Consider the following 17,538-nt stretch of genomic DNA (forward strand, 5'->3'; position numbering starts at 1 on the left):
AACCTCATTTTTAGGAACCTTTAACATTACTTATCTTCGTTTAAGCCCTTTTCTAACGCTTTCCACGCTAATGTTGCACATTTAATACGTGCAGGGAACTTGCATACGCCTTGTAATGCTTCAATATCTCCTAAATCGATGCTGTCATCGTACTCTTTTCCTAGCATCATGTCAGAGAAAATTTTCGAAAGCTGAAGTGCTTCTTCAATTTTCTTACCTTTTACTGCTTGTGTCATCATTGAAGCTGAAGACATTGAGATTGAACATCCTTCGCCTTCAAACTTCGCCTCTTGCACAATACCTTCTTCTACTTTCATCGTAAGTTGAATACGATCGCCGCAAGTTGGATTGTTCAAGTTAACAGTAACACTATCTTCTAACACGCCATTGTTACGAGGATTCTTATAATGATCCATAATAACTTGACGATATAACGTATCTAAATTATTAAATGACATTTGTGAAATACTCCTTTGTCTTGATTAGCGATTCAACAAATGTATCAATTTCTTCTTTTGTATTATATAAATAGAAGCTCGCACGTGCTGTTGAAGAAGCTTTTAGCCACTTCATAAGCGGTTGTGCACAGTGATGTCCTGCGCGAACTGCAATGCCTTCTACATCTAATACAGTCGCTACATCGTGAGGATGTACGTCTTCAATATTAAATGTAACAAGACCAGCGCGATGCTTTGGACCATAAATTGTAACGCCATCTACTTCTGATAGTCTTTCTAAAGCGTATTGCGCTAATTCATGTTCATGCTTTTCAATATTATCAAGACCGATTTCTTCTAGGAAATCAATTGCCGCACCAAGTCCGATTGCATTACCGATAATCGGTGTACCTGCTTCAAACTTCCACGGAAGCTCTTTCCAAGTAGATTCTTGTAAATCTACGAAATCAATCATTTCACCGCCAAATTCAATTGGCTCCATATTGTTCAGCAATTCTTTTTTACCATATAATACGCCGATGCCTGTAGGTCCGCACATCTTATGAGCAGATAATGCGTAGAAATCACAGTTTAAATCTTGTACATCTACTTTCATGTGAGGTGTACTTTGTGCACCGTCAACGACCATAATTGCGCCATTTTCGTGTGCGATCGCTCCGATTTCTTTTACAGGGTTAATCGTTCCAAGCACGTTTGAAACTTGCATAATAGAAACGATTTTTGTATTCGGTGTAACTGTTTGACGAACATCTTCTAAAGAAATTGTACCGTCTGGTTGAAGCGGAAGGTATTTTAAAGTTGCACCAGTTTTCTTCGCAACTTGTTGCCACGGAATGATGTTACTATGGTGCTCCATGTAAGAAATAACGATTTCATCGCCTTCTTTTACATTTTCAAGACCATAGCTAGCCGCTACTGTATTTAATGCAGTTGTCGTTCCGCGCGTGAAAATAATCTCTTCCATTGATTTCGCGTTAATAAACTTGCGAACTTTCTCGCGTGCACCTTCATACGCGTCGGTAGCTTTCGTACCGAGCGTATGAACACCGCGATGCACGTTAGAATTATATTCTTTATAGTAACGTTCTAACGTTTCAATGACTTGAATTGGTTTTTGAGAAGTTGCTGCACTATCGAAATATACAAGTTGTTTGCCGTTCACTTTTTGATCAAGAATTGGAAACTGTTTGCGTATTTCATGAATATTCATTAGCGAACTTTCCTTTCAATTACCTCAACAAGCTGTGCTTTTACTCCTTCAATTGGAAGCTCATTTACTACAGGTGCTAAGAATCCATGGATGACTAAACGTTCTGCTTCGCGTTTTGGAATACCACGGCTCATCAAGTAGTATAATTGGTACGGATCTACGCGGCCTACTGAAGCTGCGTGACCTGCCATTACATCATCTTCGTCGATTAAAAGAATTGGGTTTGCATCCCCACGAGCTTTCTCATCTAACATAAGAACGCGAGAAGATTGTTGTGCGTTTGATTTAGATGCACCGTGTTCAATCTTACCAATTCCGTTAAAGATAGATGTTGCACTATCTTTTTGTACACCGTGTTTTAAAATCCAACCTTCAGAGTGTTTACCGAAGTGAACAACTTTAGTTGTAAAGTTTTGTGTTTGGTTACCACGGCCAATTGTTACTGTTTTCGTATCAGCATATGAACCGTCGCCCATTAAGTTTGTAACGTTCTCGGAAATTGTATTTCCGTCATTCATAAGGCCTAGAGCCCAATCAATGCGGCCGTCGCGTCCAACAACACCGCGGCGGTTAACGTAAGTTGTTACGTCTTTTGCTAATAGATCAACCGCACCAAATTTAACTTGTGCGCCTTGTTCCACGATTACTTCTGCTACGATATTTGCAATACCTTTAGCATTTTCATTTGCAACATAGTTTTCTACATAAGTTGCAGTACTGTTCGCATCAGCTACGAATAATACATGGTTATATACGTTAGCTTCTTCGCCGTCTACTAAGAATACAGCTTGAAGTGGAGTTTCAAGAACAACGTTTTTCGGAACATATACGAATGCACCGCCGTTGATTAATGCAGCATGAAGTGCAGTTAAACGATGCTCGTCTACCTTCACGCCGTCTTTCATTAAATACTTTTGTAATAGTTCAGCATGCTCTGTTGCAGCTGTTACGATGTCTGTAAAAATAACACCTTTTTCTTTTGCTTCGTCTGCTAAAGAAACGAACGCAGTTGTACCAGTACGTTGTACTAATACACTGTTATTTTCATCGATTAAGTTTTTCACTGCTTCTGGAAGCTCTGTTAAAGAACTTACAGGCTCTTGCTTAGCAGCGTCGCCTTTTCCGATAAAGTCCCATTTTTCAATTTTCGTTTTATCAGGCGTTGGCATTGGAAGTTCTGTTGCTTGTGCAAGAGCTTGTAAGCGGAACTCAGTCAACCAAGCAGCTTCGTTTACTTCGCTTGCGCGCTGACGGATTGTTTCTTGATCGAAAGGTAATGTACCGATTGTCATGTTTATGCTCCTCTCTTACGCTTCTTGCTCTGCTGTTTCGTCTTCAATACCTAATTCTTTTTTAATCCAGTCGTAACCTTCAGCTTCTAGACGTTGTGCAAGCTCAGGGCCACCAGATTTAACAATACGACCGTTCATCATAACGTGAACGAAGTCTGGAGTGATGTAGTTTAATAAACGTTGGTAATGCGTAATCATTAGGCAACCGAACTCTTCGCCGCGCATTTGGTTAATACCTTTAGATACAACTTTTAATGCATCGATATCAAGACCTGAGTCGATTTCGTCTAAGATTGCGATTTTTGGCTCAATCATCATTAATTGAAGAATTTCGTTACGTTTTTTCTCTCCACCAGAGAAACCTTCGTTTAAGTAACGTTGTGCCATTTCTGGATCCATTTCTAGGAATTCCATGTTTTTATCTAATGTACGGATAAATTTCATAAGAGAAATTTCATCGCCTTCTTCACGACGTGCGTTAATTGCAGAACGTAAGAAGTCAGCGTTTGTTACTCCGCTAATTTCACTTGGATATTGCATTGCTAGGAATAGACCCGCTTGTGCGCGCTCGTCTACTTCCATTTCTAATACATCTTCACCGTCGATGATGATGCTACCTTCTGTTACTTCATACTTTGGGTGACCCATAATTGCAGAAGATAAAGTTGATTTACCTGTTCCGTTAGGTCCCATAATTGCGTGGATTTCTCCACCTTTTACTTCAAGGTTTACACCCTTTAAAATTTCTTTGCCGTCAATTGATACGTGTAAGTCTTTAACCGTTAATGTAGAACCAGCCATCTCAATACCTCCATTAATCCTATATATACATTTTAAAAATTCCTAAAACGTTCATATTCTCATTTTATTCTCATTCTAATTTTATATCAAATAAAATGATATCGCAAACGACGAAAAAAAGTAACCGTTTTTTCACAAATGTATATAAGTATTTCCTTTTCACCTTTATATGATACACCTTTCTTCTTATTTATATAAAGAAAAAAGGACCGGTAAATTCCCAGTCCTTTCCTTATAATTATTCACTTATCGGAAGTACAGCACCTTTATATTCTTTATTAATAAAGTCTTGAATTTCTTTTGAATGCAATACTTCTACTAATTCTTTAATTTCTTTTTTCTTCTCGTCACCTTTACGAACTGCAATGATGTTTGCATACGGAGAGTCTGATCCTTCAATCGCAATTGCATCCTTCGTTGGATTTAATTTTGCATCAATTGCATAGTTCGAATTAATAAATAAAGCATCTCCCTCATTATTTTCATACAGCTTTGGTGACAATCCAGGCTCTACATCTGTTTTAAACTTTAAGTTTTTCGGATTTTCTACAACATCTTTTACTGTCGCTTTAACAACATCTACACCGTCTTTTAATTTAATAACGCCGCCTTTTTGTAACAATGCGAGCATACGGCCACGCTCCGCTACGTTATTACTCATAATAACTGTTCCGCCATCTGGCAATTCTTTTAAACTTTTATATTTCTTAGAATAAATCCCCATTGGCTCTAAATGGATTTTTCCTGCGTTTACAATTTTATATCCCTTTTCTTGAATTTCTTTATCTAAGTAAGGAATGTGTTGGAAGTAGTTCGCATCAATTTCCTTATCCGCTAACGCCTTATTTGGCAGTACATAATCCTGGAACTTTTTAATCTCTAACTTAATGCCTTTTTTCTCTAAGATTGGCTGTGCTTTCTCCAAAATAACAGCGTGCGGCACGTTAGAAGCTCCAACAACAAGCTTATTCTCTTCTTTCCCTCCGCAAGCAGCTAATGTAAATACAGACAGCGCTGTAACAACTGACAATAGAATCTTTCTCATATGATGTCCCCTTCTCCCCTATAGTTATGTAGTTATAAAAAAGGCTGGCATACACCAGCCCTTTTCAGCAATTATTCTTTTACAGGAACAACTGCCCCTTTATATTCTTTATTAATGAAGTCTTCAATTTCTTTAGAATGTAATACTTCTACAAGAGCTTTAATCTCTTTCTTATCTTTATCGCCTTTACGAACAGCTACTATGTTTGCGTACGGTGAATCATTTCCTTCAATTGCAATTGCATCTTTTTCCGGATTTAACTTTGCATCAATTGCATAGTTAGAGTTAATTAAAACAGCGTCGCCTTCTTTATTGTTATACACTTGTGGCAATAAACCAGGCTCGATATCCGTTTTGAATTTTAGATTTTTCGGATTATCTGCAATATCTTTTGGAGTTGCTTTAACTGGATCTACCCCATCTTTAACTTTTAAAATACCTTCTTTTTGTAAAATTGCTAAACCACGTCCATGGTCAGCAACAGAATTACTCATAATAATTGTCGCTCCGTCCGGAAGTTCTTTTAAGCTCTTATATTTTTGAGAATATACACCAATTGGCTCTAAATGAATTTTCCCTGCTACTTCAAAGTCATACTTTTTATCTTTAATTTCTTTTTCTAAATACGGAATGTGCTGGAAGTAGTTTGCATCTAAATCCTTATCCGCTAACGATTTATTTGGCAACACGTAATCTTGGAATTTTTTCACTTCTAATTCAATTCCTTTTTTCTCAAGTAACGGTTTTGCCTTTTCTAAAATTTCAGCGTGCGGTACGTTAGAAGCACCAACAACAAGCTTCTTTTCATCTTTATCTTTCCCGCCACAAGCAGCTAAGCCAAAAATTGAAGTTGAAATAAGTGCCGTAAGTAATAATTTTTTCATTTGAAACATCCTCCCGTTTTTTATTATCGTTTATCTATTCGAGTCGTTAAACTATCACCAATCCACTGAATTAAAAATACAACTAGTAATACACAAATTGTCGCAACGATTGTTACATCGTTATTTCCTCTTTGGAATCCTTCTAAGTAAGCAAGTGTTCCAAGGCCACCAGCACCAACAACTCCCGCCATTGCTGTATATCCTACTAAAGCAATTGTCGTAACCGTAATACCAGATACTAATGCTGGTAACGATTCTGGAATTAACACTTTCAAAATAATTGTGCTTGTTTTTGCTCCCATTGCTTTTGAAGCTTCAATTACACCTTTATCAATTTCGCGAAGTGCGATTTCAACCATTCTCGCGTAGAATGGTGCCGCTCCAATAATTAAAGCCGGCAGCGCTGCACTTGCTCCAAGAATTGTTCCAAGAAGAATCTTTGTGAATGGGATTAATAAAATAATTAAAATGATGAACGGTATAGAACGGAATATATTTACGAATGCTCCAATCACCGTATTAATTGATTTGTTTTCCCATAAATTATCTTTCGCTGTCATGAAGAGTAACAATCCTAAAATTAGTCCTAAAACAAATGTCGCAAGAGCTGCGATTGCCGTCATATATAACGTTTCACCCGTTGCTTCTAACATTTGATTCCAATCAACATTTGCGAGTAACTTATCCATGTGCAATCACCTCCAGCTCTACTTGATCTTGATGAATTCCTTCTATTGCTTGCTGGATCGCTGTTTCCTCACCATTTAAATGAACAACTAAACTACCGTAAGAACCGTTATTCGTTTGTGCGATATTTCCTTGCAAAATGCTAACTTCTATATCACTGCGTTGCATCAATCGTTGAAGCACTGGTCTTTCTACAGCCTCACCAATAAACTGCAAACGAATTACTTTTCCATCTGGATATTTTTCAATTAAACTTTCAATCGTTTCATTTGTATCTTCAGAATCTGTTAACTGCTGTACAAATCGTTTCGTAATATCTTGCTTCGGATTACGGAATACATCAAGTACTGGACCCGTTTCTACAATCTTTCCTCTCTCCATTACCGCCACTCGATTACAAATCTTTCGAATTACGTGCATCTCATGTGTAATGAGTACAATTGTTAAACCAAGGCGCTTATTGATGTCTAATAGTAAATCCAAAATTTGATCTGTCGTTTCTGGATCAAGAGCCGACGTTGCTTCATCACATAAAAGTACTTGTGGGTTGTTAGCTAATGCTCTTGCAATCCCAACGCGTTGTTTTTGTCCCCCGCTCAGCTGAGATGGGTACGCGTCTCCTCTTCCTTCTAATCCGACAAGATGAATTAATTCATCAACACGTTTTCTTCTCTTCGTTTTATCAACACCTGCAATTTCAAGTGGAAACTCAATATTTTCACGTACAGTTCGTGACCAAAGTAAGTTGAAGTGTTGAAAAATCATTCCGATTTCTTGCCTTGCCTTACGAAGTTCACTTCCTGTAATTGTTGATATAACACGATCCGCAATTGTAATTTGGCCAGAAGTCGGTTTTTCTAACTGATTAAACAATCTGATTAAAGAACTTTTCCCAGCGCCGCTATATCCGATAACACCAAATATTTCGCCTTTTTCTATTTTTAAATTGGCGTTATCTACAGCAGTGACATCACCGCTTTTTGCTTTATATATTTTCTTTACATTCTCTAATAGAATCATGATGTATCACCCCTTTTTTTGTTTAGGTCGACTCCGCAATTTTTTATGTTTAATGTGTGTAGTCCACCGTTATCACTACTTTTATTGTTTGAATGTCCTCCACATTCAAACAATAAAAAAACCTTTCTGCTTTAGAGAAGCAGAAAGGTTTATGTGCGTATATAACAACATTATCCCTCTCTCTCATCTCTCAAAGCATTTGCTTTGCAGGAATTGGCACCATTTCAACATAAGTTGACGGTTGCCGGGCTTCACAGGGCACAGTCCCTCCACCTCTCTTGATAAGAGAAATCAGATTCAATTTTCGTCTGATTTGTAATTTATGAAATTGTCTATATTTTATGAATTGAATTGTATCAATATCCAAACACCATGTCAACAGAAATTTTCGCAAAAAATGAACCTTCAGAATTTTAAGCACCTACTGACATCGGTTTACATATATGAAACATCGATTCGACTAATAGCATCGTTCGATACGTTCCCGAATATTGTACACGTCCATCGTTCATTAACATTTGCAATCGTACATTTCCATTAACCAATTGTTCTATATCCTTTTCGTCTAAGCAAATGATTTGTTCCGTTCCTCTTTCCTCATGTACCAGCTCTATATAATCTCTTGAAATTTGTAACGAACAACTTTCATCTCCCAAACGGAAATTAACAGTTTTTTCCTCTCGTCTTAAAAGCGGCTCTAAATGATATTGACCATTAGCGTAATTTACAAATGATTGAAGCAAAGAATATAATCTCACCCTAAATCACATCCTTCATATCACTTTCTATTACATACCATTCCCTCTCACTAAAGAGCAATCCTGTTATTTTCGCTCGACAAATACTGTATCCATCCTGCATCTCGACATATTTCCCAAGAAATATGTCGAGGCGGCAAAAATTTTGCCGCCTACTTTAATTCCGTATATAAATATTCAACCGAATGAAATGCGTATATCTTCTTCATCAGTGTCCCATTTTCAAAAACAAGTAAACAAGGTACACTTTCAATCCCATACTCTTTTGCTAAATGTGGAGCATAATTTAAATCTAACATCCCAATTTTCAACTCTTCAATTGTCATCTCAACGACTGTTAACATCTTTTTTGCTAATTGGCATGTTCCACACATTGGAGTATATACATATAACACTGTTTTTTCTTCGTTCTCTATTAGGGATGTAGCTTCGGCTCCTGTCCAATCAATCACTTCTATCATTCCTTACCGTAAATATTCTGTATAAACGTCAATGTCGGCTCCCCATAATACATTTGCTAAGTGTGTAGATGGCGCAGTTGCCACTTCTCGGTACGAGCGATCAATATAGATATGCTCGGCTTGCGGAAATTCTTTTCGAAATTGTTTCCTTAACTTTTCTCCAGCATCATCAGCATCTACTAGTACATACACTTCCTTATCAAAAAACTGATCAACGAGCTCATCCATTTTCGATAAACCAATTGTACCATTTGTACAAACAATTTCCACCGGTTCACGAATAATAGATTCAATCTTTCTTCTATCTGATGTACCTTCTACAATAATGACTTTTTCTACATAAATCATATGTCATCACCCGATCACCATATACTATATAACCTTGAACTTAGTATATAGTATATTCGTTATTTTCATGTTGTTTCCTGTTTATTTTTGCAAAAGAAAAGCGAAACCGACTGTTTAGCCCTGTTGGCTAAGGTTCTTCCGTACAGAAGACGCTTTTTGTCTTCTCGTGCGGAAGGTTCTTAGACATGAAGGGCTAGCCGCTGGAGATGGACAATGAAAAGCGCAAGCGGCTCGTTCAGATTGTGAGGGGGGATGGAGCTTCTGACGTAAAGGCGCTTTTTGCCTTGTAGGAAGAAGCGAAGCCACCGAACAATCTAGCCGCTGGAGATGGACAATGAAAAGCGGAAGCGGCTCGTTTAGATTGTGAGGGGGATGGAGCTTCTGACGTAGAGGCGCTTTTTGCCTTGTAGGAAGAAGCGAAGCCACCGAACAATCTAGTCGCTGGAGCTAGACAACGAAAAGCAAAAACGGCTAAACCTGCATAAAGATTAAACGAAAATTTTTTTCAAAAAACGTTCTCCTACACGATAATTAGTATATGATTCTACATTCATTATTTTACATAAAATAAAAAAGGACAGCACAAAGGCTGTCCTTTAGTCGACTATAATTAGTCTTGGTTTGTCATTTCTGCATATTTTTCTGCAGTTAATAACTTCTCAACTTGGCTTGCATCAGAAAGTTCAACTTTAACCATCCATGCACCCTCGTATGGAGATTCGTTAACAAGTTCTGGTTGGTCACTTAATTCTTCGTTTACTGCTACAACTTTACCGCTTACAGGTGCGTATAACTCAGAAACTGTTTTAACAGATTCTACGCTTCCGAATGGCTCGTCAGCTTCGATTGTTGCACCTACTTCAGGAAGTTCAACGAATACGATATCGCCTAGCTCACCTTGTGCAAAGTGAGTGATACCGATAACAACTTCATTACCTTCAGTTTTTACCCATTCGTGTTCTTCAGAGTAACGTAAATTATTTGGAATGCTCATGACTGTACCTCCAGTGAATGTATTAATTATGTAAAAATACCTTATTGGTACTTTTTCCACACACTTTCAAACTGCTCTTCGTTAAAACCAAGTGTTACATTCGTTCCATCTGTTACAATTGGACGTTTAATCAACATGCCATCAGATGCTAAAAGCTCATACATTTCGTCTTCGCTTGCATCTTTCAACTTATCTTTCAGACCAAGTTCACGGTAACGCATTCCACTTGTATTAAAGAATTTTTTTAATGGTAATTCACTTTTTTCATGTAAATTACGTAAATCTTCTTTTGATGGTGGATTTTCAACAATATGAATCATCTCATATGCTACATCGTTTGCCTCAAACCATTTCTTTGCCTTTTGACATGTGCCACACTTTGGATATGAATAAAATGTTACTGTCATAAATTCACCTACTTTTTTACTAACCTTTACCTTTATCATATAGAAAACGTTTTATTATTTCAAACCATTATTCGCTAAACTTTTACTTATTTCGTGATAATTTTTAATAATCCTGCGAATTTTTCTTATTTTTCCGCCATTTGTTAAGAAAAAAATAAATATATAAATTTTTTTAGATTCTGCACCAAACATATATCTTAAACAAGCGTTTGATTAATTCTCCATTTTTCTTCGTTAACCTTTGAACTACATGAGTTTCTTTCTACCGAACATACAGCTTAAACAAACGTTTGATTAATTCTCCATTTTTCTTTCTTAACCCTTAAGTTACATCGGTTTCTTCCTACCGAACATACAGCTTAAACAAACGTTTGATTAATTTCTTATTTTTCTTTCTTAACCTTTGAACTACATGAGTTTCTTTCTACCGAACATACAGCTTAAACAAACGTTTATTTTAAAAAAATAAGAAGCCTTTTTTACAGGCTCCTTCATCATCGACTTAAGTAATCCGAAATGGTTTGAAATACTACTATATACATATTATGAATATTTCGATCGGAAACAGTATCATTATATAATCCCATACCCCAATATTGACCTTCAGGGTTCCCCATATTTACAAACCCTTGCGTATACGTCATCGTTTTATCCTTTGGGGTATTATCATAATCTAAATCCTTGTTAGTAAAAATTAAATACGGTCTATCTTGCAAACCAATAAAAAATACCGGCTTCTTTAGCGATAAAAATAAGTCCGTATACTGCTCCTTTGATGCCTCTTTAAAGTATTCTTTCATAACGAAAAAACTATCAACTTTTGCTGATTTCTCCTGCATTTCTTCTAACTTTATACTTTCAAACTTTACATTCCTAAACGTATCTTTCGGCTTTTCTCCAACAACTCCAATTACGAGTGCTCTTCCGTTATATTCTAATTTCTCTCCTTCTTTATCCTTTGCACACCCAGCACCGACTAGGCATATCAATATAAAAAATAAGAAATACGATAAACGCTTCATTTAGCACCCTCCCCCTTCTTTTTAGTCAAGTGACAAAAACGTAAGGTTAATTCAAGAAAATGTAAGTAAAATCGATAGCCCAATTCACGTTTCTATATTATAATCAATTGAATTTACTTACATTACTAAACATAGGAGATCAACATGAAGAAATTTAAACTTTCATCTTTTCTTCCGTTAAGTTATATACTTCTACTCGTACTCGTAAGTCCCCTTTACGACGTATTAAATAAATCGACTGTTCACGCAGTAGACGTTACAACTGTAGTAGATGATTGGATTCCATTTGTAAAAGCATTTATTATTCCTTATTTACTTTGGTTTCCATACTTATACGGCGCACTTATTTATTACTGCTTCGCTGACCGAAAGCAATATTATGTCACTTTAAGTAGTGTTATTTTTGGAAAGCTTGCTTGTTTTTCTATTTATTATTTTTGGCAAACAACTGTACCGCGTCCGACTGTCGTTGGAACAGATGTATTTTCTGAACTAGTTCGCTATATTTATAGTATCGATCAACCGGTAAACTGTTTCCCTAGCATTCACGTTCTTACTACATTTGTAATTATGTTAGCTGCCTTTAAGCGTAGAGAACAACATGCTTTTGAATATTACATCCTTACTTTCTTCGGTACACTTATTATTTTATCAACGCTATTTACGAAGCAGCATGCCTTTTTAGATGCCGTTTCTGGAATGACACTTGCAAGCATACTATACTTCGGCGTTCAGCTCTTATTAGCAAAAGAACCAATAAAAGTTCCAGTAAAACAAAATCATAAAATGTAACATAAAAAAGCAGACTGTGGCTCAGTCTGCTTTTATCTATTATTAAGGAGATTTTCAATTTAAGATTGCGGTACAGTCATATCACCAGAGTGAATACGACCTGCTTTTTTAAGAGCAATGTAAAGTATATAAGAAACAGCTACTGGAATGATGATATAAGTGATTACCATCGCTGGGACAACTTCCCATCCTTCGCTAGAAATTAAATTAATTGGTGCGATAAGAGAACTTAATCCAAGACCTGCAATTTCCTTTCCTGCTTCCAGTTGGAAAATTAATGCGGATACTGGACCAACTATAGCACTGGCGACGACAGTTGGGACGAGAATCATTGGATTTTTAGTGATATTTGGTAACTGTACTTTCGGAGTACAAAGTGCTTGAGCTAATATGCCACCTAAATTGTTTTCTTTCGCTGAGATAACAGAGAATCCGATAAACTGAGCAACGCAGCCTGCAAGAGCAGCACCACCTGCAACACCGTCTAAGCTAAGTGCGATCGCTAACGCAGCTGATGAAGCTGGAGAGATAAGTAATAATCCCCAAACTACTGCAATGACGATAGAAGCGATAAACGGGCTACCAGCTGAGCTATCTTTAATAAATGCTCCAACTGTATTTAAAACAGGAGTAATATTATGAGATAACCAAATACCTACTAAACCAGAACCTAATATTGCCGCAAATGGAACGAGCATCATATCTAACGCAGTTTTTCCGCTTAAACGTTTACCAATATATACAGCTAAAGTTGCTGTTAATAAAGCACCGATTGGCTCACCTGTTTTAATAATTAGACCTGCTTCAGTAATTGAAATGGATCCGGCACCAATTGCTCCAGCCACCATAGCCGAGAAAATTACAAGGCCATTTGCACCGAGCATAAAAGCAATTCCGGCACCAATTGCTGGTGCCATAAGTGATTTTGCAACAACTCCGATTGTAATAAGTAATGGTATATCAACAATTCTTCCTATATTTTCGATCAGTAAACCAATTCCGAGGGATACGAAAATACCTTGTGCGATTCCAGCAGATGCTTTAAATACACGAGACATTATATATTCCTTCATTTGTTTCACCTTCTTCTATAAGTTAGTAACCAATTGTTTTCATATAATCACGTAAAATATCGTTTGATTTTGCGAATCGAGATTCTTCATCCTCTGTTAAATTGAGTTCTACAACTTCTCTTATACCGTCTCTAGTAATAATAGCTGGTACTCCTGTACAAATATCATATTCACCATACTCACCATCTAAAATGGCTGATACAGCAATGACACGGTGATCATCATTAAAGATTGAGCTTGCAATATATGCTAGAGAATTTCCGATTCCGTAATAAGTAGTTCCTTTACGTTTATAAATTTCCCATCCGGCTTTTGCAGTCTTCTCAACGATTTCATCTAAATCTATTTCACCAAATCGTTCTTTTTGTTCTTCTAAAATTTGCAGAATTGGCTTTCCACCAACAGTTACGTGAGACCAAGCAACCATTTGAGAATCACCATGTTCTCCTAATGAATACCCATGAATACTACGAGGGTCTACATGTAGCATTTCAGATAAAATTGTTCTTAAGCGAGAAGAATCTAGTGATGTACCAGTACCGATTACGCGATTTCTAGGTAATCCAGATAATTTCCAAACTTGATATGTAATAATATCAACTGGGTTCGATGCAAGTAAGAAAATACCATCAAATCCACTTTCCATTACGCCACCAACAACACTTTCCATAATCTTCGCACTCGCTCCTAAAGTATCTAAGCGACTTTGCCCTGGTTTTGGTGCTGGTCCTGCTGTAATAATGACAATGTCCATATCTTTGCAGTCTTCATAGCTTCCTGCATATACTTTTGTTCTTGTATTTGTAAAGTTAATGCAATGTGATAAATCCATTGCTTCCCCAACTGCACGTTCATGATTTATATCAATTAATAATAGCTCTTCGCAAATCCCTTGATTTACAATGGAATACGCACAACTTGATCCAACTAATCCAGTACCGATAATTGCAATTTTTCTTGTATGTCTTTTCATAGCAATCTCTCCTAATTGATCATATAATCTATTTCTTTTGTTCTTTACATTCTTAATTATAGAGGTTCCCACGATAGAAACCATGGATACTTTGTGAAATATCGAACAAAGTTTTTGTCCTTTTTGTGAATTGTTATATTCCATTTTCGTCATATTTGTTACAACTGGAAAAATATTTATTATGTATTTATTGACATACAAAAAATAAAACGAGCGAATTCATTTTCGCTCGTTTTTTCATCCTATTATTCTGCACTTAACTGACTTTTCAATTGCTGCACAATCATCGGATTCGCAGGTGCTGCTGGTTTATAATAACTCTTTTGCTTTGCGTACTCATACATATTACGTTGACGCATTTCATCTTGATTACGAATTTGGATTAACGTTTGATGTAACTGTTCATTATCAGACTGAGCAATATAATTTGCATAACTTGTTAAACTTGCATTTAATCCTGCTAAATAATCATTTACCATATCTTTTTCATTCATCTTTCTCTTCCTCCTATCCTAGGAAAGTCATTAATTGCTGTTTCGTATTTCTTGCATCTTGCGCATCTTTTTGTAGCATTTGTTTCAGTTGTGGATCTGTACACGTCTGTGCATACTGCTCCAACTTGTTAATAATTGTTGCGTGTCCACCAATTAAATGACGTAAGTTTTCTACTTCAAGCTCTGTTAAATTTTGCATATAACATACCCGCCTTTCTTTGTTCATTCATCATTAGTATTTGGTTCTTTTTGGATTGTATTCATCAACTTTTCGCACATATAAACAAAATAAAAGATGAATAGCTAGGCCATTCATCTTTTATGCTAAATATTCATTCAATTTTATAAAGAAACAATCATACTTATACTCACAAGTAGGTTCCATACAATATGTAAAATAATGCTAGGTAAAATAGATTGTGTTTTCTTATATAACATAGCAAATACAATCCCCATAATCATTGCCGTAACTGGAAAACCACCATGAAGAATCCCAAAGATAAAGGAAGAAATAATGATACCAACTAGAAAACTATATTTCTTTTCAAAAAATCGATACAAAATACCTCTATATAAAATTTCTTCTTTAATTGGTGTAATTATAGCAACACTTAACACATATATAATACTTTGTAGACTATTTTGAAGTCCTAAGCTCCCTAATTGATCTCGTTGCTGCTCTGCACTTTCAAAGCTAAACAACTCTAACATTACATACTGAGTTAATGCAATGATGATAAAACCTATTAATAAATACAAGTAGGTTTTCCCATTTTTTAAAATAGATACATCCCATATGTTCTTAATAAAATGAAGCACTGGTTTATACGCAAATAAAACAATAGTAACAACAGCTGCATCAAATAGAAGTAAATAATATCCCTCTAAATTAGCACGTAATACCTCTTCTCCAAAAATCCCAAGGGCTAAAGCAAGGAATAATCCCCCTAAGAGTGAGAACCCTAGAATGCTTGCAATCGTTACAACTAGATTTTTATATGTTATGTTATCTACTTCTCTTTCTGCATTATACGCGTCTAATACTGTTTTTCTCATACTATTCCTCCATTTGTTTTCATTACCTTAACAAAAACCCTTTAATACAAATATATAGATAATATAACAAATTTTTCAAAAAGAATAATATGCAATTTTACATATCATGAAAGCTTTGTATTATATAGTTTTTGGAATTAGATTACTATAGAATAATTATTAGATGAAATTCCAAAAATTTCTTATCTATCCACCATAACCCTCGCATCATATAAAACTTATTAGTTAAAGGAGCAATGAACATGAAAACACATGACTTCCTTACAGAAATCCAGAAGGGCTCTGAGCCTAGTCCATATCAAGATCCTATTGCTTTTATTTTCGTTTGCCTTTCCGTAGCTATATACACATTTTTCAAACCTGCTAAATAATATCATGTAATGAGAAAAAGCCTACCGCTCTTTTCGAATTATATGCACTAAAAAACCTTAGAATCACTTCTAAGGTTTTTGTTTGCCTCGCTTCTTATTCACGTAACCCTTTAATAAACGTTTCCAACAATACATGTAAACTTATATCTAAATCTAACGGCAAACCAAATCCGCCCTGCTGTTCAATCGAAGCAAATCCATGACAAATACTTCTGAATCCGCGTGTCGCATGAAGTGCATTCTCTCCTTCTAAGCCATACTGTTGTAAAACCTGAAGACAAAGCTTTACAATTCCGTCACCTGCTTTTCTTACTTCTTCATCTCGTAAAAAAGTTGCTTCATATAGTCCAGGATGTTTTCGGACAAATGCTACATATGCTTCTCCTAATGCATGAATTGCTTCATCCATCTGTTTATCCTCGGCTGCTTCTTCCAGTTTGTTATGCAGCTGTTGTATTCCGTAAATACCAAGATTTTTCCGTACATCTTGTAACCCTTTTACATGATTATATAGTGAGGGCGAACGTATCCCTAATCTTTGCGCTAATGAAGCTAACGTTACTTCTTGTATTCCATTTGTATCTGCAATTTCTGCAGCTGTTTCTACAATTTTCTGTAATGTAAGTCCGATTCTAGGTGACATAAATTAACCCTCTTTCTTACTTTCTATATTCCGCTTCGCTTCCTGAATAGCAAGCTCTATGACAGCCCCTGGATCCTTTATCATTTTTCCGTGCCCTGCCGCAAGCAAGGAAGGTTCATATTCGCTTAGCTTCTGTGCACTTTGTAATGATATTTCTTTGCTCCACGTTGCCATCGCTGGAAACGGAAACCAAAATTTCATTTGTCCCGAAACAGCCATACCTCCTCTTGTTTGAAATGCATCCCCAACAATAAGAGCTTTATTTCGTACATCAAGAAACGACATGGAGCCCGGCGTATGTCCCGGTGTCATAATCGCAAGAAGCGATCCAACACGGTCGCCATCTTCCAATAAAACATCAGGTACCGTTTTTATCTTTTTAGGTACACCGCCTTTTATTGGCGTATTTGGTTCATCCTTTTGTAACGTCGTATCTCCTTCTAACAGCTTTGCGTCCCGCTTAGAAATGTAGACTGGAACATGAGGGAGTACTTCCTTTAATGCGTCTAATGCACCGATGTGATCATCATGCGCATGTGTTAATACAATATTCGTAATTGGTTTTCCTATTTTCTCAGCCGCCTGTAAAATTCCTTTTGCGCTATATGGCAAAGCAGCATCAATTAAAGTTAAACCATCCTCTTCCTCCACAAAGTAACAATTCACAGGAAACGCTCTTGGCAAAAATGACAATTGATATACCGTTTTTTCATGCATCATTCTCATATTCCCATCTCCCTCTTCACGAA

General features: G+C 36.4%; 23 protein-coding genes and 1 riboswitch. Of the genes, 1 reads left to right on the forward strand and 22 read right to left on the reverse strand.

The window, feature by feature from the left end:
- Positions 1-26: 26 nt before the first annotated feature.
- The 15 genes from sufU to NZ044_RS24730 form a co-directional block, all read right to left on the reverse strand.
- Complete coding sequence (gene sufU / locus NZ044_RS24660) at positions 27-458, reverse strand: Fe-S cluster assembly sulfur transfer protein SufU (protein ID WP_000009525.1); 432 nt, start codon at positions 456-458, stop codon at positions 27-29.
- Positions 448-1,668 (reverse strand): cysteine desulfurase SufS, encoded by a 1,221-nt coding sequence (sufS, locus tag NZ044_RS24665; RefSeq protein WP_001020767.1) that lies wholly within the window; start codon positions 1,666-1,668, stop codon positions 448-450. Before sufS ends, sufU begins: the two co-directional genes overlap by 11 nt.
- Positions 1,668-2,960: a Fe-S cluster assembly protein SufD gene (sufD, locus tag NZ044_RS24670; protein WP_000152177.1), complete on the reverse strand. Its 1,293-nt coding sequence runs from the start codon at positions 2,958-2,960 to the stop codon at positions 1,668-1,670. The genes sufS and sufD overlap by 1 nt, the downstream gene beginning before the upstream one ends.
- Before the next feature lie 15 nt (positions 2,961-2,975).
- Positions 2,976-3,761 (reverse strand): Fe-S cluster assembly ATPase SufC, encoded by a 786-nt coding sequence (gene sufC, locus NZ044_RS24675; protein ID WP_000929162.1) that lies wholly within the window; start codon positions 3,759-3,761, stop codon positions 2,976-2,978.
- 238 nt (positions 3,762-3,999) lie between these two features.
- Entirely contained in the window at positions 4,000-4,806 is an 807-nt protein-coding gene (gene metQ, locus NZ044_RS24680; protein WP_001226751.1) for a methionine ABC transporter substrate-binding lipoprotein MetQ, read from the reverse strand.
- 71 nt (positions 4,807-4,877) lie between these two features.
- A complete protein-coding gene (gene metQ / locus NZ044_RS24685; RefSeq protein ID WP_000735090.1) occupies positions 4,878-5,690 on the reverse strand; it encodes a methionine ABC transporter substrate-binding lipoprotein MetQ in 813 nt (270 codons plus the stop codon).
- Positions 5,691-5,713: 23 nt separating this feature from the next.
- A complete protein-coding gene (locus NZ044_RS24690) occupies positions 5,714-6,379 on the reverse strand; it encodes a methionine ABC transporter permease (RefSeq protein WP_000359401.1) in 666 nt (221 codons plus the stop codon).
- Positions 6,372-7,397 (reverse strand): methionine ABC transporter ATP-binding protein, encoded by a 1,026-nt coding sequence (locus NZ044_RS24695; protein ID WP_000601771.1) that lies wholly within the window; start codon positions 7,395-7,397, stop codon positions 6,372-6,374. Before NZ044_RS24695 ends, NZ044_RS24690 begins: the two co-directional genes overlap by 8 nt.
- 180 nt (positions 7,398-7,577) lie before the next feature.
- A riboswitch (SAM riboswitch) is annotated at positions 7,578-7,685 on the reverse strand.
- Positions 7,686-7,810: 125 nt separating this feature from the next.
- Complete coding sequence (locus NZ044_RS24700) at positions 7,811-8,155, reverse strand: hypothetical protein (RefSeq protein ID WP_001242143.1); 345 nt, start codon at positions 8,153-8,155, stop codon at positions 7,811-7,813.
- A 152-nt stretch (positions 8,156-8,307) separates the two neighbouring features.
- Complete coding sequence (locus tag NZ044_RS24705) at positions 8,308-8,616, reverse strand: thioredoxin family protein (protein ID WP_003280640.1); 309 nt, start codon at positions 8,614-8,616, stop codon at positions 8,308-8,310.
- 3 nt (positions 8,617-8,619) lie between these two features.
- On the reverse strand, positions 8,620-8,964 hold the full coding sequence (locus NZ044_RS24710; protein WP_000640870.1) for a toprim domain-containing protein: 345 nt from the start codon (positions 8,962-8,964) through the stop codon (positions 8,620-8,622).
- Between the two features lie 610 nt (positions 8,965-9,574).
- Positions 9,575-9,958, reverse strand: coding sequence for a glycine cleavage system protein GcvH (gene gcvH / locus NZ044_RS24715; RefSeq protein WP_000026896.1), 384 nt, complete (start codon positions 9,956-9,958; stop codon positions 9,575-9,577).
- Positions 9,959-9,999: 41 nt separating this feature from the next.
- Positions 10,000-10,365: an arsenate reductase family protein gene (locus NZ044_RS24720; protein ID WP_000218968.1), complete on the reverse strand. Its 366-nt coding sequence runs from the start codon at positions 10,363-10,365 to the stop codon at positions 10,000-10,002.
- Positions 10,366-10,419: 54 nt separating this feature from the next.
- Positions 10,420-10,557: a hypothetical protein gene (locus tag NZ044_RS24725; RefSeq protein ID WP_000466517.1), complete on the reverse strand. Its 138-nt coding sequence runs from the start codon at positions 10,555-10,557 to the stop codon at positions 10,420-10,422.
- Between the two features lie 302 nt (positions 10,558-10,859).
- Positions 10,860-11,387: a hypothetical protein gene (locus tag NZ044_RS24730; protein WP_098506263.1), complete on the reverse strand. Its 528-nt coding sequence runs from the start codon at positions 11,385-11,387 to the stop codon at positions 10,860-10,862.
- Between the two features lie 144 nt (positions 11,388-11,531).
- On the opposite strand from NZ044_RS24730, the gene NZ044_RS24735 reads away from it, so the two are divergent.
- The gene (locus NZ044_RS24735; RefSeq protein ID WP_000713769.1) at positions 11,532-12,179 is read left to right on the forward strand and encodes a phosphatase PAP2 family protein; all 648 of its coding nucleotides are present in this window, start codon (positions 11,532-11,534) and stop codon (positions 12,177-12,179) included.
- 59 nt (positions 12,180-12,238) lie between these two features.
- On the opposite strand, the gene NZ044_RS24740 is transcribed toward NZ044_RS24735, so the two are convergent.
- The 7 genes from NZ044_RS24740 to NZ044_RS24770 form a co-directional block, all read right to left on the reverse strand.
- The gene (locus tag NZ044_RS24740) at positions 12,239-13,252 is read right to left on the reverse strand and encodes a PTS transporter subunit IIC (RefSeq protein ID WP_000666176.1); all 1,014 of its coding nucleotides are present in this window, start codon (positions 13,250-13,252) and stop codon (positions 12,239-12,241) included.
- Positions 13,253-13,274: 22 nt separating this feature from the next.
- Positions 13,275-14,225 carry an L-lactate dehydrogenase gene (locus tag NZ044_RS24745; RefSeq protein WP_000820660.1) on the reverse strand — a complete coding sequence of 317 codons (951 nt, stop codon included), beginning with the start codon at positions 14,223-14,225 and terminating at the stop codon, positions 13,275-13,277.
- Between the two features lie 245 nt (positions 14,226-14,470).
- A complete protein-coding gene (locus tag NZ044_RS24750; protein WP_001002987.1) occupies positions 14,471-14,719 on the reverse strand; it encodes a spore coat protein in 249 nt (82 codons plus the stop codon).
- Between the two features lie 13 nt (positions 14,720-14,732).
- A complete protein-coding gene (locus NZ044_RS24755; RefSeq protein ID WP_001180555.1) occupies positions 14,733-14,918 on the reverse strand; it encodes a hypothetical protein in 186 nt (61 codons plus the stop codon).
- 143 nt (positions 14,919-15,061) lie between these two features.
- On the reverse strand, positions 15,062-15,775 hold the full coding sequence (locus NZ044_RS24760) for a CPBP family intramembrane glutamic endopeptidase (protein WP_001232991.1): 714 nt from the start codon (positions 15,773-15,775) through the stop codon (positions 15,062-15,064).
- A gap of 465 nt (positions 15,776-16,240) precedes the next feature.
- Complete coding sequence (locus tag NZ044_RS24765) at positions 16,241-16,789, reverse strand: TetR/AcrR family transcriptional regulator (RefSeq protein WP_016099154.1); 549 nt, start codon at positions 16,787-16,789, stop codon at positions 16,241-16,243.
- Between the two features lie 3 nt (positions 16,790-16,792).
- Positions 16,793-17,515, reverse strand: a complete 723-nt coding sequence (locus NZ044_RS24770; protein ID WP_001242581.1) for an MBL fold metallo-hydrolase — start codon at positions 17,513-17,515, stop codon at positions 16,793-16,795.
- Positions 17,516-17,538: the final 23 nt, after the last annotated feature.

Origin of the sequence: Bacillus sp. FSL K6-1338 (assembly GCF_038006965.1) — a bacterium.
GTDB lineage: Bacteria > Bacillota > Bacilli > Bacillales > Bacillaceae_G > Bacillus_A > Bacillus_A thuringiensis_S.